The sequence below is a fragment of the Lactiplantibacillus sp. 7.2.4 genome (assembly GCF_018991185.1).
GTDB classification, from domain to species: domain Bacteria; phylum Bacillota; class Bacilli; order Lactobacillales; family Lactobacillaceae; genus Lactiplantibacillus; species Lactiplantibacillus pentosus.
On record NZ_JAGYGS010000001.1, the window covers coordinates 132,382 to 156,137 of the forward strand.

Annotated in this window: 20 protein-coding genes, 19 tRNA genes and 1 pseudogene; 8 read left to right on the top strand and 32 right to left on the bottom strand. The window is 46.4% G+C overall.

The window, feature by feature from the left end; translation table 11 throughout:
- Positions 1 to 49: 49 nt before the first annotated feature.
- Entirely contained in the window at positions 50 to 562 is a 513-nt protein-coding gene (locus tag KGF70_RS00590) for a tRNA (cytidine(34)-2'-O)-methyltransferase (protein WP_050338386.1), read from the bottom strand.
- A gap of 178 nt (positions 563 to 740) precedes the next feature.
- Here KGF70_RS00590 and KGF70_RS00595 point away from each other — a divergent pair, with 178 nt between their 5' ends.
- Together KGF70_RS00595 and brnQ are read left to right on the top strand one after the other, a co-directional pair.
- A complete protein-coding gene (locus KGF70_RS00595) occupies positions 741 to 1,388 on the top strand; it encodes an NAD(P)-dependent oxidoreductase (protein WP_216767946.1) in 648 nt (215 codons plus the stop codon).
- A 213-nt stretch (positions 1,389 to 1,601) separates the two neighbouring features.
- The gene (gene brnQ, locus KGF70_RS00600) at positions 1,602 to 2,942 is read left to right on the top strand and encodes a branched-chain amino acid transport system II carrier protein (RefSeq protein WP_216767947.1); all 1,341 of its coding nucleotides are present in this window, start codon (positions 1,602 to 1,604) and stop codon (positions 2,940 to 2,942) included.
- 1,008 nt (positions 2,943 to 3,950) lie between these two features.
- Here brnQ and KGF70_RS00605 read toward each other — a convergent pair.
- Positions 3,951 to 4,805, bottom strand: a complete 855-nt coding sequence (locus tag KGF70_RS00605; RefSeq protein WP_216767948.1) for a methyltransferase domain-containing protein — start codon at positions 4,803 to 4,805, stop codon at positions 3,951 to 3,953.
- A 323-nt stretch (positions 4,806 to 5,128) separates the two neighbouring features.
- Between KGF70_RS00605 and rpsN the strand changes: the two genes are divergently transcribed.
- Complete coding sequence (gene rpsN / locus KGF70_RS00610; RefSeq protein WP_050338382.1) at positions 5,129 to 5,398, top strand: 30S ribosomal protein S14; 270 nt, start codon at positions 5,129 to 5,131, stop codon at positions 5,396 to 5,398.
- A gap of 142 nt (positions 5,399 to 5,540) precedes the next feature.
- Here the strand turns inward: rpsN and KGF70_RS00615 are convergent, their stop codons facing one another.
- Both KGF70_RS00615 and KGF70_RS00620 read right to left on the bottom strand, forming a co-directional pair.
- Positions 5,541 to 6,695: an AI-2E family transporter gene (locus KGF70_RS00615; RefSeq protein ID WP_216767949.1), complete on the bottom strand. Its 1,155-nt coding sequence runs from the start codon at positions 6,693 to 6,695 to the stop codon at positions 5,541 to 5,543.
- A 12-nt stretch (positions 6,696 to 6,707) separates the two neighbouring features.
- The gene (locus KGF70_RS00620; protein ID WP_050338380.1) at positions 6,708 to 7,067 is read right to left on the bottom strand and encodes a PTS glucitol/sorbitol transporter subunit IIA; all 360 of its coding nucleotides are present in this window, start codon (positions 7,065 to 7,067) and stop codon (positions 6,708 to 6,710) included.
- A 134-nt stretch (positions 7,068 to 7,201) separates the two neighbouring features.
- On the opposite strand from KGF70_RS00620, the gene KGF70_RS00625 reads away from it, so the two are divergent.
- Together KGF70_RS00625 and KGF70_RS00630 are read left to right on the top strand one after the other, a co-directional pair.
- Positions 7,202 to 8,224 (top strand): lactonase family protein, encoded by a 1,023-nt coding sequence (locus KGF70_RS00625; protein WP_021338026.1) that lies wholly within the window; start codon positions 7,202 to 7,204, stop codon positions 8,222 to 8,224.
- 12 nt (positions 8,225 to 8,236) lie between these two features.
- A complete protein-coding gene (locus tag KGF70_RS00630) occupies positions 8,237 to 8,875 on the top strand; it encodes a copper homeostasis protein CutC (protein WP_152705674.1) in 639 nt (212 codons plus the stop codon).
- Between the two features lie 930 nt (positions 8,876 to 9,805).
- On the opposite strand, the gene KGF70_RS00635 is transcribed toward KGF70_RS00630, so the two are convergent.
- The 3 genes from KGF70_RS00635 to KGF70_RS00645 are packed head-to-tail and all read right to left on the bottom strand — an operon-like array spanning position 9,806 to position 12,167.
- On the bottom strand, positions 9,806 to 10,708 hold the full coding sequence (locus KGF70_RS00635; protein WP_216767950.1) for an RluA family pseudouridine synthase: 903 nt from the start codon (positions 10,706 to 10,708) through the stop codon (positions 9,806 to 9,808).
- Positions 10,705 to 11,508, bottom strand: coding sequence for an NAD kinase (locus tag KGF70_RS00640; protein WP_105920324.1), 804 nt, complete (start codon positions 11,506 to 11,508; stop codon positions 10,705 to 10,707). The genes KGF70_RS00635 and KGF70_RS00640 overlap by 4 nt, the downstream gene beginning before the upstream one ends.
- Positions 11,505 to 12,167 carry a GTP pyrophosphokinase family protein gene (locus KGF70_RS00645; protein WP_050338376.1) on the bottom strand — a complete coding sequence of 221 codons (663 nt, stop codon included), beginning with the start codon at positions 12,165 to 12,167 and terminating at the stop codon, positions 11,505 to 11,507. The genes KGF70_RS00640 and KGF70_RS00645 overlap by 4 nt, the downstream gene beginning before the upstream one ends.
- Before the next feature lie 293 nt (positions 12,168 to 12,460).
- Between KGF70_RS00645 and KGF70_RS00650 the strand changes: the two genes are divergently transcribed.
- Entirely contained in the window at positions 12,461 to 13,096 is a 636-nt protein-coding gene (locus KGF70_RS00650; RefSeq protein WP_101873274.1) for a DsbA family protein, read from the top strand.
- Positions 13,097 to 13,191: 95 nt separating this feature from the next.
- Here the strand turns inward: KGF70_RS00650 and pepF are convergent, their stop codons facing one another.
- The 5 genes from pepF to KGF70_RS00675 form a co-directional block, all read right to left on the bottom strand.
- A complete protein-coding gene (pepF, locus tag KGF70_RS00655; protein WP_216767951.1) occupies positions 13,192 to 15,006 on the bottom strand; it encodes an oligoendopeptidase F in 1,815 nt (604 codons plus the stop codon).
- 71 nt (positions 15,007 to 15,077) lie between these two features.
- On the bottom strand, positions 15,078 to 16,169 hold the full coding sequence (locus tag KGF70_RS00660) for a competence protein CoiA (protein WP_216767952.1): 1,092 nt from the start codon (positions 16,167 to 16,169) through the stop codon (positions 15,078 to 15,080).
- A 333-nt stretch (positions 16,170 to 16,502) separates the two neighbouring features.
- Positions 16,503 to 17,234 carry an adaptor protein MecA gene (locus KGF70_RS00665; RefSeq protein ID WP_216767953.1) on the bottom strand — a complete coding sequence of 244 codons (732 nt, stop codon included), beginning with the start codon at positions 17,232 to 17,234 and terminating at the stop codon, positions 16,503 to 16,505.
- 135 nt (positions 17,235 to 17,369) lie between these two features.
- Positions 17,370 to 17,768 (bottom strand): transcriptional regulator SpxA, encoded by a 399-nt coding sequence (gene spxA, locus KGF70_RS00670; RefSeq protein WP_050338372.1) that lies wholly within the window; start codon positions 17,766 to 17,768, stop codon positions 17,370 to 17,372.
- 513 nt (positions 17,769 to 18,281) lie between these two features.
- Positions 18,282 to 19,025, bottom strand: coding sequence for an MBL fold metallo-hydrolase (locus KGF70_RS00675; protein ID WP_216767954.1), 744 nt, complete (start codon positions 19,023 to 19,025; stop codon positions 18,282 to 18,284).
- A 141-nt stretch (positions 19,026 to 19,166) separates the two neighbouring features.
- On the opposite strand from KGF70_RS00675, the gene KGF70_RS00680 reads away from it, so the two are divergent.
- Positions 19,167 to 19,667 carry a hypothetical protein gene (locus KGF70_RS00680; protein WP_050338370.1) on the top strand — a complete coding sequence of 167 codons (501 nt, stop codon included), beginning with the start codon at positions 19,167 to 19,169 and terminating at the stop codon, positions 19,665 to 19,667.
- 528 nt (positions 19,668 to 20,195) lie between these two features.
- On the opposite strand, the pseudogene KGF70_RS00685 reads toward KGF70_RS00680, so the two are convergent.
- A pseudogene (locus tag KGF70_RS00685) lies at positions 20,196 to 20,696 on the bottom strand (NUDIX hydrolase); the annotation flags it as partial.
- 94 nt (positions 20,697 to 20,790) lie between these two features.
- Here KGF70_RS00685 and KGF70_RS00690 point away from each other — a divergent pair.
- Positions 20,791 to 21,720 (top strand): IS30-like element ISLpl1 family transposase, encoded by a 930-nt coding sequence (locus tag KGF70_RS00690; RefSeq protein ID WP_216786383.1) that lies wholly within the window; start codon positions 20,791 to 20,793, stop codon positions 21,718 to 21,720.
- A 274-nt stretch (positions 21,721 to 21,994) separates the two neighbouring features.
- On the opposite strand, the gene KGF70_RS00695 is transcribed toward KGF70_RS00690, so the two are convergent.
- The 19 genes from KGF70_RS00695 to KGF70_RS00785 all read right to left on the bottom strand — a co-directional run bounded on the left by KGF70_RS00695 (position 21,995) and on the right by KGF70_RS00785 (position 23,756).
- Positions 21,995 to 22,069, bottom strand: a tRNA-Asp gene (locus tag KGF70_RS00695).
- Positions 22,070 to 22,072: 3 nt separating this feature from the next.
- Positions 22,073 to 22,146: transfer RNA gene (locus KGF70_RS00700), tRNA-Met, on the bottom strand.
- A gap of 9 nt (positions 22,147 to 22,155) precedes the next feature.
- Positions 22,156 to 22,228: transfer RNA gene (locus KGF70_RS00705), tRNA-Glu, on the bottom strand.
- A gap of 20 nt (positions 22,229 to 22,248) precedes the next feature.
- A tRNA-Ser gene (locus KGF70_RS00710) sits at positions 22,249 to 22,336 on the bottom strand.
- Between the two features lie 4 nt (positions 22,337 to 22,340).
- A tRNA-Ile gene (locus KGF70_RS00715) sits at positions 22,341 to 22,415 on the bottom strand.
- Positions 22,416 to 22,420: 5 nt separating this feature from the next.
- Positions 22,421 to 22,491, bottom strand: a tRNA-Gly gene (locus KGF70_RS00720).
- Positions 22,492 to 22,501: 10 nt separating this feature from the next.
- A tRNA-Phe gene (locus KGF70_RS00725) sits at positions 22,502 to 22,574 on the bottom strand.
- Positions 22,575 to 22,604: 30 nt separating this feature from the next.
- A tRNA-Asp gene (locus KGF70_RS00730) sits at positions 22,605 to 22,679 on the bottom strand.
- A gap of 3 nt (positions 22,680 to 22,682) precedes the next feature.
- A tRNA-Met gene (locus KGF70_RS00735) sits at positions 22,683 to 22,756 on the bottom strand.
- A 6-nt stretch (positions 22,757 to 22,762) separates the two neighbouring features.
- Positions 22,763 to 22,852: transfer RNA gene (locus KGF70_RS00740), tRNA-Ser, on the bottom strand.
- Between the two features lie 39 nt (positions 22,853 to 22,891).
- Positions 22,892 to 22,965 (bottom strand) — tRNA-Ile (locus tag KGF70_RS00745).
- A gap of 15 nt (positions 22,966 to 22,980) precedes the next feature.
- Positions 22,981 to 23,054: transfer RNA gene (locus KGF70_RS00750), tRNA-Met, on the bottom strand.
- A gap of 30 nt (positions 23,055 to 23,084) precedes the next feature.
- Positions 23,085 to 23,158, bottom strand: a tRNA-Pro gene (locus KGF70_RS00755).
- Between the two features lie 5 nt (positions 23,159 to 23,163).
- Positions 23,164 to 23,237, bottom strand: a tRNA-Arg gene (locus KGF70_RS00760).
- 13 nt (positions 23,238 to 23,250) lie between these two features.
- A tRNA-Leu gene (locus KGF70_RS00765) sits at positions 23,251 to 23,336 on the bottom strand.
- A gap of 14 nt (positions 23,337 to 23,350) precedes the next feature.
- Positions 23,351 to 23,422 (bottom strand) — tRNA-Gly (locus tag KGF70_RS00770).
- 16 nt (positions 23,423 to 23,438) lie between these two features.
- A tRNA-Thr gene (locus KGF70_RS00775) sits at positions 23,439 to 23,511 on the bottom strand.
- A gap of 95 nt (positions 23,512 to 23,606) precedes the next feature.
- A tRNA-Lys gene (locus tag KGF70_RS00780) sits at positions 23,607 to 23,679 on the bottom strand.
- 4 nt (positions 23,680 to 23,683) lie between these two features.
- Positions 23,684 to 23,756 (bottom strand) — tRNA-Val (locus tag KGF70_RS00785).

Below are 23,756 nucleotides of genomic sequence, written 5' to 3' on the forward strand. Positions count from 1 at the left end.
TGACGCGAAAAAACGCACCCTAACGATTACCGCTAGCGCACGTTGGTGGTTACTTTAATTTGTCGTTTTCATAATGGTGCGACCGTTCCAGATTAGGAAAGTTTTGTTGCCGCAACGCTTCATAAATCACAATGGCTGCCGAATTCGAGAGGTTCAGTGCGCGAATATGTGAATCATCTTGTGGAATTCGAATCGCCTTTTCAGGATATTTCCGCATGAATGGTTCCGGTAATCCAGTCGTTTCCTTCCCAAATAGGAAGTAATGATCCTTACTCGTGTCGTGATAGTCGACATCGGTATAGTCATGTTCCGCGAATTTAGACACCAGGTAGAGTTGTGCCAAATCTGGAATGCTGGCTAAGAAGTCCTGCAAGTCAGCATGATAAGTAATATCAACACTGTCCCAATAATCTAAGCCAGCCCGCTTTAAATGCTTGTCATCGATTTTAAAGCCTAAGGGTTCAATCAAGTGTAAGGCCGTATCCGTTCCCGCACACGTCCGCGCAATATTGCCCGTATTAGCAGGCATCAAAGGTTCAAATAATGCAATATGGTTTGTCAAAATAATCTTCCTCGTTCAAATTTAGTCTCTGTGCGAGGTTGGCGTCTCGCAATCTCATTAATCATACCATGTCTCAGCGCTGACCGCGAATTTTGCGGTTAGTACTCATTGTTCGCCTTCTTAACTAATCTTCGCTATACTAATCGGCGTACCATGTTAAAAGGAGGAATTTAAAATAATGAAAATTATGATTATCGGTGCCACTGGCATGGCTGGTTCTACGATTACCAAGTTGGCACTTGAACGCGGCCATGATGTGATTGCCATCGGTCGTTCGGAAGAAAAGTTGGCGAACTTACCCGTCAATGCGCACTTGGAGACTCGCGCAAAGGACGCCTTCAGTTTGACCCTCCCAGAACTGCAAACGGTCGACGTTGTGGTTGACGCCATGGCAACTAGCCCTGACAAAGCCTATTTACACGTGGATCTCGCTACCAAATTGGTGAGTCAGCTGCGTGAACGCCAACAACCGCGGCTGGTCTTCATTCTCGGCGCGGGCAGTTTGACGACCGGTGACGACGCTCACCTCTTCGTTCATGATATCGAAAGTGACCCGGCCAATGCCGCATTCGTCGCCATTCCTCAAAATCAGTTAGCAGAATTGAATTTCTTGCGGACCGTTACCAACGTGGACTGGGTCGGCATCTCACCCGCCGCTAACTTTACTCCTGGACCCGCTACGGCCATCCAATATGGTCACGATACCTTGCTAACGGATGCTAATGGAGATTCAACCACCAACAGTGGCACGATGGCAGTCGCCTTGCTCGATGAGATTGAGCAACCACAACACCATCAAGAACGTTTCACGGTCGCCAATCAGTAAGCTTGATTTGGCGCTATTCTGAAATGGACCGCTTATTACAGCAAAATTAAATCAGATATAACTGGTAGTCGTTACAGCTGCACATCAATTTGCGCGGGTTGTAACGACTATTTTCGTCTCTGTCGGGTATCCCCCGTCCCTCACTGGTCTTTAATTAATTTTTCAGCAAAGCATGCTAAACTATTGCCATGCTAATTTGAAAGTGGGGATTTCATGCAGAACCGTTTATCAGGGCGCAATTTAGGCTTCATCGGAACCATGCTATTCGGCTTGTTCTTTGGTGCCGGCAATCTAATCTTTCCCATTTATCTGGGACAACAAGCGGGTCATCACGTCGGTTTAGCCATCATTGGTCTCTTGATTACTGGGATTGGTTTGCCACTCCTAGGGGTCATTGGTATGGGACTGACGCGCAGTCAAGGCGTGTTCGACCTTGCGTCCAACGTCAGCCGACCGTATGCTTATGGGTTTACCGTGCTACTCTATTTCACATTAGGCCCCCTATTTGCAATGCCCCGGCTTGCCACGACGGCCTTTCAAATCGGACTGGCGCCGTTTTTGTCAACTAATGTACAGCCAATCGTGTTGCTGGGCTTCTCACTAACCTTTTTCATCGTGACGTGGTTGCTGGCTCGCAATCCTGGCAAAATCATGACCTATGTTGGCAAATGGCTGACACCAGCCTTTTTGATTCTGCTAGGGCTACTGATGGTCGTGGCAATCGTCAAGCCGTTGGGGTCATTAAACGTCGCCGCTAGTGGCGCTTACGCCAACCACCCATTATTGACGGGCTTTACTGAAGGGTACAACACGATGGACGCCCTCGCGTCACTTGCCTTTGGGATCGTTGTGATTGATGCGATTCGTGATTTAGGCGTGACTGAACCGGGCCAAATCGCCACGGACACTATCAAAGCCGGCTTAATCAGCATGAGCCTGATGGCCGTCATTTACGGTCTGCTCGCAATCATGGGCACAATGAGCCTCGGACGTTTCAGCCACGCGGCCAATGGTGGCATCACGCTCGCACAGATTGCCAACGCCTATTTTGGGCCGTTTGGTAACCTATTACTGGCACTAATCGTGATCATTGCCTGTTTAAAGACCTCGATTGGCTTAACGACAGCTTTTGGCGACACATTACACGGGATGTTTCCGAAGATTTCTTATCACTGGCTGATTACGATTGCTTGCCTAATTCCAGCAATTCTAGCAAACGTCGGTCTTACAGAAATGATTCGCTACTCGACACCCATCTTAATGTTATTGTACCCATTAGCAATCGTCTTGATTCTACTAGCCGTCCTGGCACCCTGGCTAGGCCAATCCAAGTGGTTATACGCAATGACGACTGCTTGGACAATGATTCCAGCAATATTAGCCGGCATCAACGCGATGCCTACCGCCTGGTTACACGCCGCTTGGCTACAGGCGTTAATCAGATTAAATAGCTGGCTACCACTCGCCAACCTCGGCTTAGGCTGGAGCGTACCAGCACTAATCGGGTTTATCCTTGGCTTGCTACTGAGCCATCGCACGACCGTTCGCTCCTGAGCGACCTTAATACATTGAAACAACAAATAAGCAGACCAATGTCGCAATCGTGAAATTGATTGCGACATTGGTCTGCTTTCTTATCGTTACTCACGCAATATGATCGTTCTTATCTAGCATTGCTGATGATTAAATCATGCCCATTTTCAAGCTCAAAAGCAGCCAGCTGAGACCCGCTGGAAACAGTGCGAGTTGCAGTAAACTTGCAGCACATGTTCGTCCTAGCCGGCCTACAGGCATTTCTGACAATGCTGGAACGTGGTGGACACAGATTTAAGCCGACAACCCACGTCTTAAATACTGGCCTTCCACTAACCAAGCAAAAAACGCTTGCTAAGTGAAATTTCACCACTGAGCATTGTCAGAAACGCCTTCCGGCCGGGAATCACATTCGAAAGGCGGATATGTGCGGACCCAACCTTTGAGAAGCTAGTCGTTGACTCATAGTTAACAGCTATTTGACATCCAACTGTAAGACTAGCCCTTGATAATTGCCAAGTTGGCATACTCGTGTTTGCCTGAAGGACCAGTCACTTAATATTCAGTGATCAATTGCACCCAGATAGGTGGCCGTTCATCTGCCATTCGAGTGGCTTCCCGACTGGAGGGGCTGGCTGACAATGCTCAAGGGCGAAATTCTTCTTGTCCGGGTGGGGTTCCCGGGCTAGAAGAAGACTCGTATTTGAAATTGCGCAGTGGTTCTCTGCGTGAGTTCAAATCGATGTCCGCCCTGTTCCAGCGTTGTCAGCCAGCCCCGGAGGTCGGAATATGGCGCGCCTCGGCTGACGAACAGGAATCTAAATTGGCATGATTTAATCATAAATACATCCACATCGATAATACCTAAAAATGGACACAAAAAAACGTAGTATTTCGGTGTGGGCACGGCGAAACGCTACGTTAATGAAGTACAACTCGGTAGTCACCAACGACATGTCGATGTTAACTACCAAACGATTTCTCAAAGGTTATCTTAACACCGGTGTACCAATCATGCAAGCGCACGTGCTAACCTTTTTGCATCGTCAGTAAACTGACATCGACGGTGATACTGGTTAAACCTTGCTGTTTCGCGGTTGCGAGCTGTTCAGCATCCGCGCCCCAGTGTAACGGCGTCATGACCAATAAGTCATTGAAGTCGATGTCATCTAAGGTCACTTGGTAGCGAATCTGTTGCCGTGTCGCGGTTGGGTAGTGTTGTGCAAACAAGTCCAATACCCGTTGATTATCATATTGATACTGCCGATCAGTCGGTTTGAATAATAAGTGACGTAACTCGACTAAGTATTCTGGATTTGGAACAATTTTTAGTAGTTGCCCACCCGGTGCTAAGACCCGCTCGAACTCTTGATACGCAGATGGTGAGAACACGTCCATGATGGCGGTAAAGGCCGCATCCGTAAATGGCAATTGCGCCAGATCCGCCACGCAGTAATAGGCCGGCGTGGTTAATTGCGTCGCCAAATTCACGCCATCCTTACTGATATCAAAGCCAATTCCGACGTCTTGTGGATTGGCATGTAAGTATAATAGGTCAGCTAAAGGTGTCCCTTCACCGCTCCCAATATCTAATATTCGCTGGGGCGTCTCAGGCAACGCCGCATTGATTGCTTGAACGATTGGTCCAAAGAATCCGGCTTGTAAGACACGCCGCCGTGCTGCCAACATTGACGCATCGTATTCACTAGCGACTTGGTGCGTTAAAAAGTACAACGTGCCCTTCTTCGAGAAATCCACTTGATGCCCATTCGGACAACGTAAACTGTGGCCTTCAATCGTCTCATAGGCTTGGTTACAAACCAAGCACCGAAAACGGCTGATATTTTGTTGCACAAACTGAATACCACGGTCAATTTTTTTCACAGGTCTCACCTTACCTTGGTTATTTTTATTACTCGTGTCGTCTGACGATGTCTGCGATCACAGCGGTAATTCACCGACTGAAGATGGACATCCGACCATCGATTTTACTTTCTCAATCTGCGGCGTGAATCCCACCACAACGGATATTGCACGCTTCCTCTGAAAGTCCGTGCGTCCATCATACCATATTGTGACGGACAAAATAGTAGTCCTTACGATTTAGATGTGGTATCTTAATGACTGTTCTAAAGGCTGATTGAACTTGGCTAAATGAATTTGCGACTGCATGACATACATTTATGACATAAAGGAGACTTATTCAGATGGCAAAGAAATCCAAAATTGCAAAAGAAAAGAAAATCGAAGCAACGGTGGCAAAATACGCCGAACGTCGACAAGCATTGAAAGCTGAAGGTAATTACGCTGAGTTAGCTAAGTTACCGCGCAATGCATCCCCCGTTCGGATCCATCGGCGTGACATGCTCGATGGTCGGCCCCACGCCTACCTTCGTAAATTTGGCATGTCGCGGTTAAACTTCCGCCGTTTGGCCCACGCCGGCCAGATTCCTGGCGTTAAAAAAGCAAGCTGGTAAAGTGCAAGACCGTGCCATTATGACGGTCGACTGAACGGCTTTGTCGCAGACTAAATAAAAGGTTCCGGAGAAATGACGACACTTCTCTGGAACCTTTATTTTATCCATTTAAGACCACTGGCCAATCAATCACAGCCACAACCTATTTTTCAGTCTTATCCGCTGAAGCTGATGGCTCTGGCTCATATAGGCCGGACGAGCGCCGATACCAGCCGAATAAGTGGGTCCATAAAACTTTCAGGATTGCGTATCCCGGAATCCCAAAGATAACGCCCATCAAGCCAAAGATTTTTCCAGCGGCCAGCAGGACCACCAAAATCGTGATGGGATGGATATCCAAACTGCTACCTAAGACTAATGGTGAAATGAACCGGCCTTCAATCGTTTGTTCAATCACAAAAACGATCAAGACTTGCACGAGCATCCAGGGCGAGGTCACTAGCGCAATCACGACGGATGGCACCATGGCGAGGAATGACCCCAAATACGGAATCAAGTTCAAAACACCGGCAGCGATTCCCAGTGTCAACGCAAATTTAAGCCCGATAATGCTATAACCGACCGCAAACATCACAGCGACAAAGAAGGCAACCGTCAACTGGCCACGAATATAGTTACTGACCTGTGAGTTGATTTCAGTCAAGACATCTAAAAAACCTTGACGAGCCTTCGTTGGTACGAACTTTGCCATGTACTTTGGCAATTGATGCCCATCGCGGAGCAGATAGAACAAAATAAACGGCATCGTAATCAGGCCGATAATCACCGTTGTGACGGTGCTAAAGACCCCCGTCAACGAGGTGACCGTACCCGTGAGATATTTAGAGAAACGGCCACTGACCAACTTACTTAAATCAGTATTCCAACTTTCGAGCTGCTCGCGAACCCCACTCAGTTGTGGGTCATTGATCCATCGATTGACCTCGGTGCTGGCGTTTTTCCAATAGGTCGGCCAGTCATTAATAATCGACACCGTTTGGTCACGAATCGTCGGGATGATTGCGATGATTCCCAACACGATCAGCGCAGTAACCACGACAAACAATCCAATAATCGTCCAAGTCCGGCGTACATGATGCCGTTTTTCCAACCGATCGACTAGCGGATTCAATAAATAGTAGAGCACCCCCGCCAGAATAATCGGTAACCCGACGATACTGAAGAATTGACGCACCGGCGTTAACAACCAATCCACTTGTTTGCCCATAAAGAAAATCAGAAGCACGAGTAGGATAATCACCAAAATTTGAATCGCTCGACGCGGCGACCACCGCCGCTTTTGTGGGTCAGGTTTCAATTAATCCCCTCCCTACGATTGATATGTGATGACACTACCAACTTTAATCTTCGGTAATTGGTGTGGTGTCAAATAGAGACCGTTATCCATCGGCTTTTCTGGTACCGACTTGAAGTAGAGCGTCGCATGACCAATCGAAGTTAAATTGGCTTCGACTAACCCACCCGCGTATTCAACAGTATAAGTCTGTTGATCGATGGTAATGGTGCTACCGACAACCAGTGAGAGCTGCGTTACGGGCTGTTCGAATTGTTGGACGACCGCAATTTGTTGCAACGGCGCCGTCGCCGTTTCGTCAAAAAGCACTAAAATTGGTTCTTTCGGATCGATGGCATTGTCGCCAATCGATTGAACTGTTGCAGTTACTGTCATATCAAGACCCCCATCGTTTTTAATGATTGCTTTAATTGTAGCATAGTCCCAATCGCTGACGCCAATTTGTCATCGCTTACACCTTGATTATCTATGCTATACTAAAACTATCTATTGAGGAGGTCTGTTGCACAATGCAAGAACAAATTTTATTTGGAACTTATACGAAAAAGACAAGCCAGGGCATCTATCAAGGCACCCTCGACACAACTGCCAAGACGCTAACGAATGACGGTCTGTTAGCTTCGGCTTCGAATCCGACCTATTTGGCACTCTCAGCCAAACAACGCCTTTACAGTGTTGACAAGGAAGATGACGAAGGTGGTGTCGCAGCCTGGCAATTAGATGGTCAAACGGCTCACAAACTAAATACGGTCGTGGCACCCGGAACACCACCTGCATACGTTGCGGTTGATGAAGCACGCCAACTCGTCTACAGTGCCAACTACCATAAAGGAACTGCGGAAGTGATGAAGATTGCCGCTGACGGCGCTCTCACCTTGACCGACACCGTTCAACACAGTGGTAGCGGTCCGCGTCCTGAACAGGATGGCTCACACATTCACTACACTGATTTAACGCCAGACAATCGCCTCGCCGTCATCGATCTGGGTAGTGACAAGGTTTACGTTTACAACGTCAGCGATGCCGGTACATTGACTGAACAATCGGTCTTGACGATGCCCGCAGGCTTTGGTCCGCGGCACTTAGTCTTCAGCCCAGACGGTCAATACGCCTTTTTAGCCGGTGAACTCTCTAGCCAAGTGGCCACTTTGTCCTACGACGCAAAAACGGGGGCCTTCACTCAACTCGGCATCGTCAAAACGATTCCAGCCGACTATACCGCTCACAATGGTGCCGCTGCCATTCGGTTGAGTCACGATGGGCATTTCCTATACGTTTCCAACCGGGGATACAACACGCTGGCCGTCTTCGCGGTTGCGGCGGATGGTAGTCTCAGCCTTATCCAACAGATCAGTACGGAAGGCGATTTCCCACGCGATTTTGATCTAGACCCAACTGAAGCCTTCGTCGTTGTCGTTAACCAAAATACCGACAATGCCACTTTATATGCACGTGACCTCACCAGTGGTAAACTAAGTCTATTACAAAAGGATGTTAGCGTCCCAGAAGGCGTTTGCGTGCTATTTAAGTAAAGGATGAATCCCATGTTATTAAAAGAAGTCTGTGTTGAAAACTATACCAACATTCCGGCTGCCATCGCCGCGGGTGCCAATCGCATCGAACTCAACGACAATTTAGCCGTTGGTGGAACGACCGTTAGTCGCGGCGTCATGGCCGAAGCCACTAAGTATACCAGCGAACATCACGTCCCATTAGTTGCAATGATTCGGCCGCGTGGTGGCAACTTTGTCTACAATGACACCGAGCTGAAAATTATGGAGGCCGATCTGTTACAAGCCCAATCATTAGGTGTAGACGGCGTTGCATTCGGTGCGTTGACCGCTGATAATCAACTGGATGTCGAAGCCTTGGAACTCTTGATTGGCGCAGCCGGTGGTATGTCCATCACCTTCCACATGGCGTTTGATGAAATTCCAGTTGCTCAGCAAGCCGCAGCGATTGACTGGTTGGTTGACCACGATGTTGATCGCATTCTCACGCACGGTGGCCCGTTGACCCAATCGATTGAGGACTGTCTGCCACAGCTCCAAGCGACGGTGACTCAGGCGGCTGGTCGTATTCAGATTCTCCCCGGTGGCGGGATCACAGCCGACAACGTTGACCACATCACGTCGACACTCGGCGTTAACCAGGCCCATGGCACTAAAATCATTAAGTATTAGCATTTAACACACACTAAAGGCGCTACTCATCTTCTGATGAATGGCGCCTTTTTTGGTTATATTCAGTTAAATACGTCTTGTGGCAGTTAATTTGTCATGAATCATGATTAAAACGTGCTATTTTCTGAGTTCAAATGCAGCCAGCTAAAGACCGCTGGAAACAGTGCGAGTTACCGTAAACTTGCTGTGGTGGATGCTTCCTAGTTCGGCTTCCAGGCATTCTGAGCAATGGCCGGAACGTGGTGGACAACACAGATTTAAGCCGACAACCCACGTCTTAAATACTGGTCTTTCACGTTGCCCGCGATATTGCCGAAACATGTTCAAGCCAGACTGGGTTCTAACAATCGCTAAACTTCCTTACTCATTTCGAATCAGCAACTTCACAGAATTTCTCAGAAATTTCTCTAGTTTTCTGAATTAGCAAAGTCTTGAATTCTAAGCGAGGATAATTGTATCGACTAAATTCAAGGGTAGCGTTCGTTGAATTTAGTGAATCATATTCAATAATCTCCCCGTAATTAAATGTCATAAAGCAGCATCAACATCGCCTAAAAGTTTACCTGAAAGACCATTCACCTAAAATTCAGTGGTCAATTGCGCCCAGATAGGTGGCCGTTCATCCGCCATTCGAGCGGCTTCCCGACTGGAAGGGCTGGCTGACAATGCTCAAGGGCGAAATTCTTCTTGTCCGGGCGAATTTCCCGGGCTAGAAGAAGACTCGTATTTGAAATTGCGCAGTGTTTTTCTGCGTGAGTTCAAATCGATGTCCGCCCTGTTCCAGCGTTGTCAGCCAGCCCTGGAAGTCGGAATCGGACGATCATCACTGACGAACAGTAAGCCAAACAATTGGCACGTTTTAATCATCTTTCATGCTAAATAATAACTCGCACAACGCACCATATTAAGCATCAATACGACCCGCAACACTCAGGAATTTGCGCGCTGATTATTCGCAATTAGTTGCACAATGTCGGCCGGTAGCGGTGCAAACGTGGTCAGTGACTGTTCAATAAATGGATCATCAAACGTCAATTGCATGCAGTGTAGGGCCTGCCGGTTGAGCCAGGGATCACGTGGACCGCCATAGAGCGCATCTCCCACCAACGGATGACCGCTAGCGGCAAAGTGAACGCGAATCTGATGGGTACGCCCAGTGTGTAAACGCACCCGGACGACAGTCATGTTACGTAGTCGTTTGACGACCCAGTACTCGGTTAAAGACGGCTTGCCATCGGGACGCGTGGTTCGTTTGACAAATGAATCGGGCGCTCGTCCGATCGGTGCGTCTAACCAGCCATGCTCATCCGGCAAATCACCACTGACCACGGCTAAATACATCTTGCGCATCGCATGCGCCTTTAACTGATGATCGATGATCGAGTGGGCAAAATGGTGCTTGGCGAATAGCACGATGCCACTGGTGTCGCGGTCCAAGCGAGTCGTAATGTGCACGACCTCGTTATCATAACCAGCCGCGCGATAGTACCCTTTTACACGGTTGGCAAGCGTATTATCTGGCAACGCGTGGGCTGGCACTGAAGCCACGCCAGCGGGCTTGTTGACGATTAAATAGTCGCGATCTTCATACAAAATATCAATCGGCAAATTGGAGACGCCGAGGTGGTCGTTACCGACTTCTGCCGGGGTAACCATCGTGACGGTCTCACCACCAGTCAACATATGAATCGCAAGTACCGGTTGATCATCGACAAGAATCGCACCACCGTGAAACTTCACTTTTTTCAGCAAACTCCGCGTGACCCCGTGTTGGGAGAGCAGCGTCTTGACCTTCATCGGCTCAGGCGCGTGATTGATCCAAGTAAACCTCATTGTTCGTCCAACCCAATGAAGGACGTCCCGACCCGTTTCCAGAAGCGATTGTGCCGGTGCTGCGCAAAAGCGATGCGCCGATTCGCAATCGAATAGCGAATTTCTTCGATCGGACGTGGTTGGGTATCCAACTGGTCGGCCGTAAAGACAAAATGTGATTTTTGTTGCGGCCGAATCGTAATCGTTTCATACGGTGCCACGATGACTGGTGAGCCCAGTGTCCGGAACACGCGGTTGTTGATCGACGCGATTTCCGCCATCTGGAGCGCGTCCAATCGTGGATGAATGACCGCACCACCGACCGATTTGTTATAGGCCGTGGAGCCCGTTGGTGTCGAGACACAGAGGCCATCGCCCCTGAAACGTTCAAACAATTCATCCTGAATGTAGACATCCGCCACCATCGTACTCCCCAGCTTTTTGAGTGTGGATTCGTTCAACGCTAAGTAATGATCAGCCATCTGGTTGTCCGCATAAGTAATGTCCACTGCTAGCAACGGATAAGTGACACTCTGGCCATTATCCTCTAGTAGTCCAGTAATCAGTTGGTCAATCTCATAGTCGCGCCAGTCAGTGTAAAAGCCCAGGTGTCCAGTATGCACACCGACGAACCTGACTTGGTCAACCATGTGGCTGTAGTGATGGAACGCTGATAAGAGGGTCCCATCACCCCCAACCGAGAGTACGATATCAGGATGGGCATCGTCAATTTCAAACCCGGCAGCGAGTAATTTCGTATGCAGTTCACTGGCGACTGCCGTGGACTTCTCGCTCTCATTTGCAAAAATAGTTACTTTCATGAATTTTGATCTTCCTTTGTACTGTCAGGTTCATCATTACCTGGCCCTTTGCCGTATGAAAACAAGCTCTGAGCTTCCTGGATTTCCTCGCGAATTTCTGACATTTCTTTATCAAGACTGAAGGCCGCTTCGGCAGCGCGTTGCAATCGTTGACTCAAATTTTCGGGAAAGTCCCCTTGATATTTATAGTTAAGTGAATGTTCGATGGTCGCCCAAAAATTCATGGCTAACGTCCGGACTTGGATTTCAGCGAGGATTTTTTTCTCACCACCGACCATTTGAACCGGATATTCGATGACGATGTGGTATGAGCGGTAACCAGACGGCTTTTCATTGCTGATATAGTCCCGTTCTTCCAGAATCGTCATGTCGGTCCGTTTACGCAATAAATCGACGACTTGGTAAATATCTTCTACGAACTGGCACATGATTCTTAAGCCAGCAATATCCTGCATATCTTGTTCCAGCCGGTCTTCTTGAACCTTACGCCGGGTCATTTTTTCTTTGATACTATCGACGGGCTTGACTCGCCCCGTTACAAATTCAATCGGTTCGTGCTGATTTAAATCGCGAAATTGTTTCCGCATTCCCCGTAATTTAACTTTCAACTCATCAACGGCTTGTTGATAAGGCAGTAAAAAATGATTCCAATCTTCCATCGGGGCACCTCCGTTTCAATCCATACCCTAAAATTTTACCATAATTTGGCGGAATAGAAAGTTAACGTTCTCGAGAATGAACACTAAGCTTACGATTCTCGCCAAACTGCCATTGAGGAAACAAAATACTTTACGAATTTATCAAATCGGTGCATGATAACTGGTGAAGGTTTAATCTAAATAACGAGTTGAACTTAACATTAAAAAATTCATGAAATTAAAAGCTTGCAAATACCACGTTTGATTGGTATTCTGCACTATGACGCGAATAGAGAAAGTGGAGGAATTATGACGTGTTAGAAGTGTATTTATTTGTAAATCCGTTGGCAAACCAATGCGTACGCGACGAACAGAACGTGTTACGGTTGGCAAATGACTCAGACAAACAAATCCAATTTCAATTCGTACCGTTACTTAATATCAGTGTGATTCAACGGGCTTTGAAGTCCCAAGGCATTAAGACGACTGACTGGCATGCCCAGAATCAACAATCACAGACTTTGTATCGGGTTATTTTGGACTACAAAGCGGCCCTGTTCCAAGGCAAAAAACGTGGGCGTAACTTTTTAATTGCGCTCCAATCTGCAATGCTCAAAGCCGGGCAACATTATTCAGAGGAACTTGTCAAAACCGTCGCAACTGACTGTCGAATTGATTTGGACATGTTTATGGAAGATCGGAATAGTGAACTGGCTAAGCAGGCGTTCCATGCCGATCAACGACTCGCATCCGAAATGAACATTACCGAAGCCTCATCCGCGGTCGTTTTCGACTGCGATCAATATGATTATGGGGTCTTACTCGAGCATTTTAATTACGAGACGCTCTTTGACCTCGTCAACGGCAATCTGGATCCATTCCAAGAAGCCAACCGGACCACAAATACAAGTTGTGCCAACCTTTCCAGTGCACAACTACACGTTTTATAATTTCAGTAATTGCAATTATTCAACTGGACAACCAGTCAAAAAGCACCTGACGATCATTTTCGCCAGGTGCTTTTTGACGTTGTCACCACTAATTCCTATTGGGCAGCAGTCACCAATTGTTCAAATTCATCCAAGCGTTCAGCAAACACTTTGAATGCAGCATCCAAGTAATCCGGCTTAGTCATATCGACACCCGCACGATGCATCACATCGATTGGGAACGCCGAAGACCCTGCTTTCAGATAACCCAGATAATCCGTAACTGCGTCTGGTTGCTTACTACTGATCCGTTCAGCCAATGTCGAGGCCGCCGCGAAACCAGTCGCATACTGGTAGACGTAATAGTTGTAGTAGAAATGCGGAATTCGGGACCATTCATCCGCAATCTGCGGATCACTGACCACCGCGTCACCGTAGTAGCGTTGATTGAGTTGCAAGTAGTATTTCGATAGCCGGTCAGCGGTCAAAGCTTGCCCTGCTTGGTCTTGTTCATGAATCCATTGTTCGAATTCAGCAAATTGCGTTTGACGGAAGACCGTCCCCTTGAAGCCGTCGAGATAGTAATTCAAAACATACGCCCGCATCTTAGGGTCCTTTTCAGTCTCCAAGAAATAATTAGTCAGCAAGTTTTCGTTGGTCGTCGATGCAATTTCAGCCACAAAGATCGAATAGTCACCATACTGATAAGGCTGATTATGGGTCGTGAAGTATGAGTGCATACTATGTCCCATCTCGTGGACGAGCGTGTACAAGTTATCGATATTGTCTTGCCAATTTAAGAGCATATATGGCGCCGTATCATACATGCCTGATGAATATGCCCCACTCCGCTTACCTTGATTTTCAACCACATCGATCCACCGTGAACCAAAGGCCGTCTTGACGTGTTTGATGTAATCTGGGCCTAAAATCTTTAACGCCTGTAATGCCGTGGTCTGGGCTTGCTGATAAGTATATTTGATGGCAGGCTTCCCAGCCAATGGTGTATACATATCATACATATGCAATTGGTCTACCCCCAGCAGCCGTTTACGGAGGGCCACGTAACGATGTAATAAGTCCAGATGGTCATCAACCGATGTCACTAGCGCGTCATAAACTGACGTTGGAATCTGGTTGGCTGCTAACGCCGCTGCCCGCGCATCCGGATAGTGATGCGCCTGAGCGACAAAGTTATGCACCTTTACTTGACTCGCTAGGGTTGAAGCAAGGGTCCGCCGAAACTGGCTATAAACCCGGTATAACGCTTCAAACGCTTCGCGACGAACGGCTGGATGCACTGATTCTAGCAACACGCCATATAACCCCTGCGAAAGGGTCACTGGGTTACCGTCATCATCCTTGACTGTTGGAAACTTGAAGTCAGCATTATTCAAGACGCCAAAGGTCTTCGCTGACGCGCCAAAAATATCACTGGCACCAGCAAGTAATGACTCTTCGTTTTCTGATAAAACGTGCCCCTTCTGGAGCCGGACAGTATCGAGTAAGTGCCGATAATCACGTAATGTGACGTTTTGATCCAAATAAGTATCAAGTTCATCCGGTGTTAATTGCAAAATTGTCGGTTCAAACCAGGCAGTGGCGGCGGATACCTTGGCCGTTAAACTGCTAGCCTGATCGTCAAGTGCGGCGTTGGTGCTGTTGCCAGTGTCCTGGTCACTCTTCAAGCTCGCGTACACGGCGACCTTTTCAAGCCGTCGATAAACATCCAGGACGGCCTGAATCCCTGCTAATACGGTATCAGCGGAGTCCGTAAAATGTTCTTTCAATGCCGTCACAGCTGTCAGTGCGGCTTTAACCTGCGCGACATCCGCTTCATACGCAGCCTGAGTGGCGTAGATTGGGGTCAGATCCCAAGTCAGTTCTTCAGGAACGGCTGAACGGGTCGGCAATTGTTTGGTTGCTACCATGCGAAAACCTCCAATTAATTCAATATAGCACTAGATTACCACAGTTTGGACCGGTCGCCGCAGATTGTGTTCTAAAACTTAGGTTGTTCCCACTTAAGCGCTGCCTGATTCAAGGTCCAATCGCGCCCACGTCGTTGAATCACGTGCTGTTGATCCAGACGAGCCGTGACGGCTAAAAGCAACTGCCGATGCAGAGTACCTTGGTCACGCAAACAGGCTTGCCGCGCCAGTAATGGCTGTAATTCCGTCCATAATAACGCCTGAAGTCGTTCATGAGTGATAACGGTCGGCTCCTGCCGTAATTGACCAAAAACATGACCGTACCACACCAAATACGGTACCGTCAGCAATGGTAGTTCCGGCACCCTGGGAATCGTCCAGTCTGGCAGTTGCGCAATTGTTCCGCCGCGTTGATAGCAATACCGCTGCAAGTCATCAAAAGCATGCTGATGCCGTAATCTGGCCAGTAGTAACTGCCGACGATAATGCTCGAGATGTTCTTCCGGTGGTGTTGGATTACTGACAATCGGTTGGAACTGCTGAAATGCTGCCACCGGTTGACGGGCTGATTTCAGTGACCAGCGCTGATATGTCAAGGGTTCAGCATCCAGCGTAAGAATATGGTGAATCAATTGTAAACTGGCGGTTTCCACCTGCCAGAATAAGAGATGAACGCCCCAGTGCGGGTGATATTGCAGAAATTTCAAGGCTTTGCTGGTCGACCGTAACTTGCGCTGATAGGGTTGGCCGAGAATCCAGAGCACTTGATAGCCATGTCGCCAATAGCCCTGCGTACGGGCTGCCAACCGCGTCACGGATAAGGGTGAGCACTGAAATTCAATAGCCAGCGGTGGTGTTACATCCGTCTGCACCAACAAATCTGGTCGCTGATGCAACGCTGTTAAACCCGCTTCAAGTTGGACTGAATAGCCGCTAGCAGCGAACCAGGCAGCTAATTGCTGCTTGCCAGTCACGTGCTCGTGCGTTTCGCCCTCAGAGAACACCTGACAGTCGCTGCCTCGAAAATGGGCAAAGTGCGCCGTCATCACGCTTCCCCGTTTGAGCCGAACGGGTCCTTGGCACCCTGGGCAAATATATGGAATCTGCCGACCAGCTTGACTCGCATTGACCAACTGATGATGCGGGTCTTGTGCAATTAGCATTGTCAGCCGCCCCCCTTTCAAGAAATAAATACGCAAAGAACTTGAAGTTCCGTGAAATTTTTGAAATCTGCCACCAATGGCACCAGCACGCGATTACCCATCCTTTTCGGGAAGCCCTGAATAACTAGCACCATATCGGAAACGACGTCGTCTCGATTCAACATGTTCAAAAAGTTAGCCCCTTATCGGCTTCAATTGACTGCAGTGACGCACGTCAATGAAAATGCGTATTCCAATTGTCACACCAGGGAATACTCAGTTGTTGTCGTCGATTCAGCGGCACAAAAAAAGCCCCAATCTGGCAATCACTTGTCAAATCAAGACTGTTTAAGCTTAATGAAAATAGTGGCGAATCGTTTCAAGTGCGGCGTTTGACATGATTTTTTCACCATGTTCAAGCAACACGTCAGCTGAGATATTCGCTAAGCGGGCATATTCTAAGGCAACTGCAACATCATCTTTGATGGTTGCCGTTGAAGATTGGTCCACGAAGAAAACCAATTCTAGATAATATTGATCACGATACTTGAACAAGTTGGAAGCCAAACCTTCTGGCCGGAATAACTGTGCCAGCGAGACCAAATCTTCAAACTGGTCAAATTTCAACACGTATTCTTTAGTTGGCGTATCAGGATCATCGATATATGGATCTAAATCGTTGGTATCCTTAGTCGGATTATGACTAACACCTTGTCCATCTTCCACTCGATTTGTATCGGTCTGCATTAATTTGCGTTTCAAGTAATCCGAGACGTCATCTTGTGAATCACCATCATCCGACTGATTAGGCGACTGGGTCGCTTTGGCAATCGTATCTTGTAAATTATCACTATTTTTACTAATAAATAATTCTAGGCCATTGCGGTTCGGTAGTACTTGAAAAGTCACCGCATCGTTGTCTTGAAATTGATGATCAACATCAACTTCCTCCAAGATGCTATAAAAGAAACTTTCAATTTGCTTATGATTCCCTAGTAAATCCAACACGCGTATCCCGCGCTCATTGAGATCATCATTTCCAATAACGACGCGAATCGTATCTTCGTTGATGCGTTCCATCTCCATTACAGATCCACCCCTTTCTAAGTGTCAAGGGACATAATCACTATCACAATTCTAACTTATTTTCCTTTATTGTAAAGTAATCTATCTGAAAATACAAAAATTGGCCAATTAGTTAAGCTAACTAGCCAATTATCGTCACATATTTGCTAACTGTTGTGCTCGCAATAGTTCTAAAGTGCGAATTTTCCGTGGTAAGAAGCGTCGAATTTCATCTTCATTATAGCCCACTTGCAACCGTTTCTCGTCCAACATAATTGGCCGGCGGAGCAAGCTTGGATCATGAGTAATCATATCAAATAATTCATTAAGCGATAAATCATTAATATCCATGTTCAGCTGTTGAAAGGCCTTCGAACGCGTTGAAATGATTTCCTCAGTCCCCGACTCTGTCAATTGTAAGATACGTTTGATATTCTCAATTGAAATTGGTTCAGTAAATAAATTGTGTTCTTGAAAATCAATGTCGTGTGTCTGTAACCAGGCCTTGGCTTTGCGACATGAGGTACAACTTGGTGCGGTATATAAAATAACCATACTGGGTCCTCCTTGGCATCGTTAATCAATTTATATAACATAATTCATTATACGCTACCGATATTTAATTGTGAATAGATTTAACAAAATTCGTTCATTTAAAATCAATATTTTAATATACATAATACGACGATGTGTCAATTATAACTAAAATAAATCGCTTTTATTATAAATTTTGTTATTAACAATATCGTACACAATTCACTTTCACCTTATAATTTCAATAATCAGTTTACAGAAAACTGAACTTGCCAGCTTATGATTCATTTAAGTGAACTGAATACTTCCAGCAACCGCCATTATGATTAAGACACTGCGTCTTTCTCCACAGATTCAATTCTTAAAGTTCGGTAGTCTTCAAATGGTAAGCGTCTCCTACAAATTAATACAGCTTATTAGACGACAACAATTAGCCGAAACAAAAAGATGTACAGCGCTATCCCGCCGTACATCTTCTAAAAATATTTGCTTGAAACACTTAATTAAGTCCTACTCCCGACGTCATATCCAACATCACGCGAGATCCAGCTGCAGAAACTTCTGAGCAACCACAACTTTAACGGCACTACCTGCTGCGGCCTGAGCTTCCTGACGTAACTGTTCAAACGGCACATCTTGCGGCAAGTGCGTCAATAATAATCGATTGACCTGGGCCTGTTTGGCAATTTCACCCGACTGTGCGGAGGTCATGTGCCAGATTTTACCCGTTTTTTGTGCGTCAAAGTTCGTATCAGTCATTAATAACTGTGCACCCTGCGCAAAGCTGGCTAAATCAGGTAAATAGGCGGTATCCGCAGAAAAGACTAGCGTTTGACCCGTCGCGCGTTCGACTAACTTAACGGCATAAGCTGGGACCGGATGCTTCGTCGGCAGGAAACTAACGTTAAATGGCCCAATCTCATTAACCGTCGATGGATCATAAGCACGGCCTTCCGTCGCCCCAGCCCAAGTTAAAGCGCCAAAGTTTAACGGATCGGCAGTATGCCCATAGATTGGTAACACTGGGACGTGGCGTTTTCCCTGACGAAGCTGCCAGTAATATTGTAATACCCCAACATCAGCAGTATGGTCATGGTGATAATGACTCAAAAGCACACTATCCAGTTGTATGGGGTCTAAAACTTCCTCTAAGGCGTTCAGCGCACCCGAGCCACAATCAAGCAGCAAATGGTAGTCTCCCGCTGTGATCAAGTAAGAACTCGTCCCAACCCCATCATATGGATACCCACCATAGTAACCAAGCACAGTTAGTTTCATCTTCACTCTTCCCTTCAATTTTATCTTTCCACCCTATTCTAAACTAGGCTGACGAAAAAATGAAACTAACAACTTAACATATTTTCAATTGTTTTGAAAAAAACGTATAATAATAAGTGTAATAACTAAGGAGTGATATTGATGAGTGGAAAGATTTCAGCAACATTTGGGACGCGTAAAATTCTTACCATGATCCAACAACAAAACGCCGATCGCGACTTGCTACTGATGCAAGCTAATGCAACTGAAGACCGGTACATGTTACTCGATTTGACTGGTGAAGAAACGGTCTTCTCCAGTCCAGTCACATATGATGTCTTGCTTTCAAAAGGAACTGCAGATTGGCACGGAATGACCAGCTTTATTTTCATCGACCTACCCGTTGAGGAACAAAAGGTCTTCAATTCAAAATTCAGCAGTTTCCGGCATGATTACAACAAACCCGATGGCCTCAAGCACTTTTGGATTCTTCGTAAATCCAAGAACGACGCAGCTTTTGTGATCGTCACAAACTGGCACAGTGATTCTGAGTATGCCGTTTGGTTACGGAGTGAATCCTTCAAACCTTTCGCCAAATATATGAACTCAGATTATGGTTACCATGAAAGCCGGTATTCATTCGTCCGTTCATTAAAATCATAGTTCAATTATGGCTAAAAGTCGTTGCTAGCGTGCAGCGGCTTTTTTTGACTAATTATTTAAATCGCCAATTATGTGCGATCACTTGCATAGCGAATTTTTAACACTAATACATGATAATTATTGACCAGAATGCACTAACATGATTATGCTTCGACTCAGAATCATACGTTATTAGCCTATCAGGGGGCTCACAGATTGTTTTAAAATCAAGTTTAACCGATTTAGCCTGCTGCTGTGCAACTGCATTATACGATATTTATTCGGCCATATGGACGTTTCATTTTACGGTTATTACCATTGTAATGGGTTCAAGCCAAAATCTAGGTCAAGATGAGGTCCTGGCTGTCATAACGTGTGCTGCAAATCACTGATTCCATGCTTTATTCTTGACAGCTTACGCTCAATAAAAAGCGTATTCTAAACTTCTCGGCTTTTGAGATATTTAGAACACGCCTCTCCTCTAACCGCTATTGTAGAACCTTTGTATTTTATTAAAACTAATTTATTACGACACTAATTTATTACGACTCAAAAAACTGACTTTTTTAATACTTTCCATTCATCATAAGTCCAATCAATAGGATCAAAAATCCGTTGCTTTTGTAAAAAATCGGTTGCTTTCAATACTAACGGCGACGAATTTTCAATTGTAAGTTTCTCTAAAGGTATTCTGACCGCACCCAAAGAGTCCTGACCAATAAATTGAGAGACAGAATAGTTTAAATCGCCTGTACTACTAACAACTTCATAGAAGACACAGATATGTTGATTATAACGCCAACGTTCATAAGACCACGGATATTTGAAACTTGTAACTCCTAATTGTGTCAATTTCTCTGGCTCTAATCCTGTCTCTTCCTTGATTTCTCTCACAATGGCGGACTGCAACCCTTCCCCATTTTCTAGACTACCACCTGGCAAGTCAAATCTATTGATATAAGGCCCGCCGTTTTTCTTAATTACCACCAAACCTTCATCATTTCCGATAATGCCATACACACCAAAAGCGCGATGAAATTTCTTAGGTAGATTGTAAAATTAATCCGAACGCTGTTCGGACAAAAAAGATCAGCTTCCTTTAAAATGGTGTTTACCACAAACCCATCTTTTAGGAGCTGATCTTTTGTCTAGTATAACCTATTCCGAACGAATTAAAATCGAAACCTTTTGTGAACTAGGGCTGTCCAATATCCAAATGGGCGTTCGGCTGAACCGATCACCGTCAACAATTTCTTATGAATTATCTCGATGTCAACCTTATCAGGCTGAATTAGCACAAACAGATGCCGAATACAAGCGATCACGATGTGGTCGGAAAACTAAGCTGAGCGATGAGTTAAAGCAAACAATTCTCAACCATTTACATCTAAGCTGGTCACCAGGAATGATTGCTCACGAATTTAAACTAGCTACTAAATCTCTTTATAATTGGCTAAATCAGGGGAGAATTGGTTTCTCCTTGAATGATCTACCTGAACATGGCGTACGCCAACGGCGTAACGTTGACCAACGATCCAAATATAATCAATCTTTGGGGCGATCAATTGAACAGCGTCCCATGATGATTAATCAACGTAATCACATCGGCGATTTTGAACTAGCTACAGTCGTTGGTCCTCGTGGGCATAGTAAGGCAGTTTTATTAACTTTAATCGATCGCAAATCACGGTTCCTTTGGGCATACCGGTTAAAAGATCGGACGACAGCGACTGTTAATGAAGCACTAACTAAGTTCCTAACCACTTTTAATGGTCCGGTGCACAGCTTTACTGTGGACCGTGGCACTGAGTTTAGTGGGCTAGTATCACTTGAATCACAATATGGTATTAAGACCTATTACTGCCATGCTTATACGCCAGCTGAACGTGGTAGTAATGAACGCTTTAATCGGAATTTACGTTATTTTTATCCTAAAGGGACTCGTTTTGAGCACATTAGTGCTCAAGATTTAACGACGACGTTACTCCAAATTAACCAGCGACCGCTTAAAATACTCGACTGGCAAACACCGTATCAGGTTATGCTGACAAATTTGTCCAAAAATTCGGATTAAATTTGCAATCTACCCTTAGTCATTGTTTTCTACCTCATATTTAACCAAATGTCTCTAAACTTCCTCAAAAGCCGAGAAGCTTAGTACACTCTTTTTGTATTGGAAATAATCTCTAAAGCATAAATCAATATGGTCAGTTATTTACTGCTTACAGATCCTCAAGGCAAGTTGCCTATCCGCCCCAAAACCTGTGTAGCATCCAAAATTCAGAATCCCGTGTTCAATCGAATTTCACGTAAAAAAAGACGCCATTCATAATGAATGACGTCATCGACGGTCCGTACGAGACTCGAACTCGTGATCTCCTGCGTGACAGGCAGGCGTCCTAAACCAACTAGACCAACGGACCCAATTGCGGGAGCAGGGTTTGAACCTGCGACCTTCGGGTTATGAGCCCGACGAGCTACCAGACTGCTCCATCCCGCGATAATATAATGACCCCTACGGGATTCGAACCCATGTTACTGCCGTGAAAGGGCAGTGTCTTAAACCACTTGACCAAGGGGTCATATTTTTAATATGGAACAACGGAGAAGGAGGGATTCGAACCCTCGCACCGCTTGCGCGATCTATACCCTTAGCAGGGGCACCTCTTCAGCCACTTGAGTACTTCTCCAAAATGGGCCTAAATGGACTTGAACCATCGACCTCACGCTTATCAGGCGTGCGCTCTAAACCAGCTGAGCTATAGGCCCAAAAAAGCGGGTAACGAGAATCGGACTCGCGACAACAGCTTGGAAGGCTGTGGTTTTACCACTAAACTATACCCGCATAAGACAGATGGCGCGGGACGGAATCGAACCGCCGACACATGGAGCTTCAATCCATTGCTCTACCGACTGAGCTACCGAGCCATTGTAGCCATTTAGAAACTATTAACTTAACGGTCCGTACGAGACTCGAACTCGTGATCTCCTGCGTGACAGGCAGGCGTCCTAAACCAACTAGACCAACGGACCAAATTGCGGGAGCAGGGTTTGAACCTGCGACCTTCGGGTTATGAGCCCGACGAGCTACCAGACTGCTCCATCCCGCGATAATAAGGAGGATGAGAGATTCGAACTCTCGCGTGGTTTGACCCACCTGACGGTTTTCAAGACCGTTCCCTTCAGCCAGACTTGGGTAATCCTCCATAAGTTGTAACTAGGAAATGTCCACTATCAATAGTAGATGGACCTTGTAGGGCTCGAACCTACGACCGGACGGTTATGAGCCGTCTGCTCTAACCAACTGAGCTAAAGGTCCAAGCTCTTATTCCTATCGCGGCAGGGGGAATCGAACCCTCGACCTCCCGGGTATGAACCGGACGCTCTAGCCAGCTGAGCTACACCGCGATGTGTTAAATAATCGTAATGACTACTTAATCGGGAAAACAGGATTCGAACCTGCGACCCCCTGGTCCCAAACCAGGTGCTCTACCAAGCTGAGCTATTTCCCGTTATATGCACCCAGTAGGAGTCGAACCTACAACCTTCTGATTCGTAGTCAGACACTCTATCCAATTGCGCTATGGGTGCTTCATAAAAAAAGTGCCGAGGACCGGGATCGAACCGGTACGGTTATCACTAACCGCAGGATTTTAAGTCCTGTGCGTCTGCCAATTCCGCCACCCCGGCAACACTTGGAACAAAGCGGAAGACGGGATTCGAACCCGCGACCCCCACCATGGCAAGGTGATGTTCTACCACTGAACTACTTCCGCATAATTATTCAGTTAATGCCGACTAGAGGATTCGAACCTCCGACCCCCTGTTTACAAGACAGATGCTCTGCCAGCTGAGCTAAGTCGGCATGACGATTAACACAACTATAACATCATATCATGCTCAGTCACATAAATCAACAATAACTTTTTATGAACTTATTTACTTATGAGCCGTAAACAATGAGCCGTGACAGTCTCGAACTGTCGACCCTCTGATTAAAAGTCAGATGCTCTACCAACTGAGCTAACGGCTCATAATGGAGGATACAGGGCTCGAACCTGTGACCCTCTGCTTGTAAGGCAGACGCTCTCCCAACTGAGCTAATCCTCC

Excerpts from the sequence above, each read along its gene's own strand:
- rpsN (WP_050338382.1), top strand. The coding sequence starts at position 5,129 with ATGGCAAAGAAATCCAAAATTGCAAAAGAAAAGAAAATCGAAGCAACG.
- KGF70_RS00660 (WP_216767952.1), bottom strand. The coding sequence starts at position 16,169 with ATGCTAATTGCACAAGACCCGCATCATCAGTTGGTCAATGCGAGTCAA.
- KGF70_RS00595 (WP_216767946.1), top strand. The coding sequence starts at position 741 with ATGAAAATTATGATTATCGGTGCCACTGGCATGGCTGGTTCTACGATT.
- KGF70_RS00640 (WP_105920324.1), bottom strand. The coding sequence starts at position 11,508 with ATGAAAGTAACTATTTTTGCAAATGAGAGCGAGAAGTCCACGGCAGTC.
- KGF70_RS00675 (WP_216767954.1), bottom strand. The coding sequence starts at position 19,025 with ATGAAACTAACTGTGCTTGGTTACTATGGTGGGTATCCATATGATGGG.
- KGF70_RS00680 (WP_050338370.1), top strand. The coding sequence starts at position 19,167 with ATGAGTGGAAAGATTTCAGCAACATTTGGGACGCGTAAAATTCTTACC.
- KGF70_RS00635 (WP_216767950.1), bottom strand. The coding sequence starts at position 10,708 with ATGAGGTTTACTTGGATCAATCACGCGCCTGAGCCGATGAAGGTCAAG.
- KGF70_RS00620 (WP_050338380.1), bottom strand. The coding sequence starts at position 7,067 with ATGACAGTAACTGCAACAGTTCAATCGATTGGCGACAATGCCATCGAT.
- KGF70_RS00665 (WP_216767953.1), bottom strand. The coding sequence starts at position 17,234 with ATGGAGATGGAACGCATCAACGAAGATACGATTCGCGTCGTTATTGGA.
- pepF (WP_216767951.1), bottom strand. The coding sequence starts at position 15,006 with ATGGTAGCAACCAAACAATTGCCGACCCGTTCAGCCGTTCCTGAAGAA.
- KGF70_RS00645 (WP_050338376.1), bottom strand. The coding sequence starts at position 12,167 with ATGGAAGATTGGAATCATTTTTTACTGCCTTATCAACAAGCCGTTGAT.
- brnQ (WP_216767947.1), top strand. The coding sequence starts at position 1,602 with ATGCAGAACCGTTTATCAGGGCGCAATTTAGGCTTCATCGGAACCATG.
- KGF70_RS00630 (WP_152705674.1), top strand. The coding sequence starts at position 8,237 with ATGTTATTAAAAGAAGTCTGTGTTGAAAACTATACCAACATTCCGGCT.
- KGF70_RS00625 (WP_021338026.1), top strand. The coding sequence starts at position 7,202 with ATGCAAGAACAAATTTTATTTGGAACTTATACGAAAAAGACAAGCCAG.
- spxA (WP_050338372.1), bottom strand. The coding sequence starts at position 17,768 with ATGGTTATTTTATATACCGCACCAAGTTGTACCTCATGTCGCAAAGCC.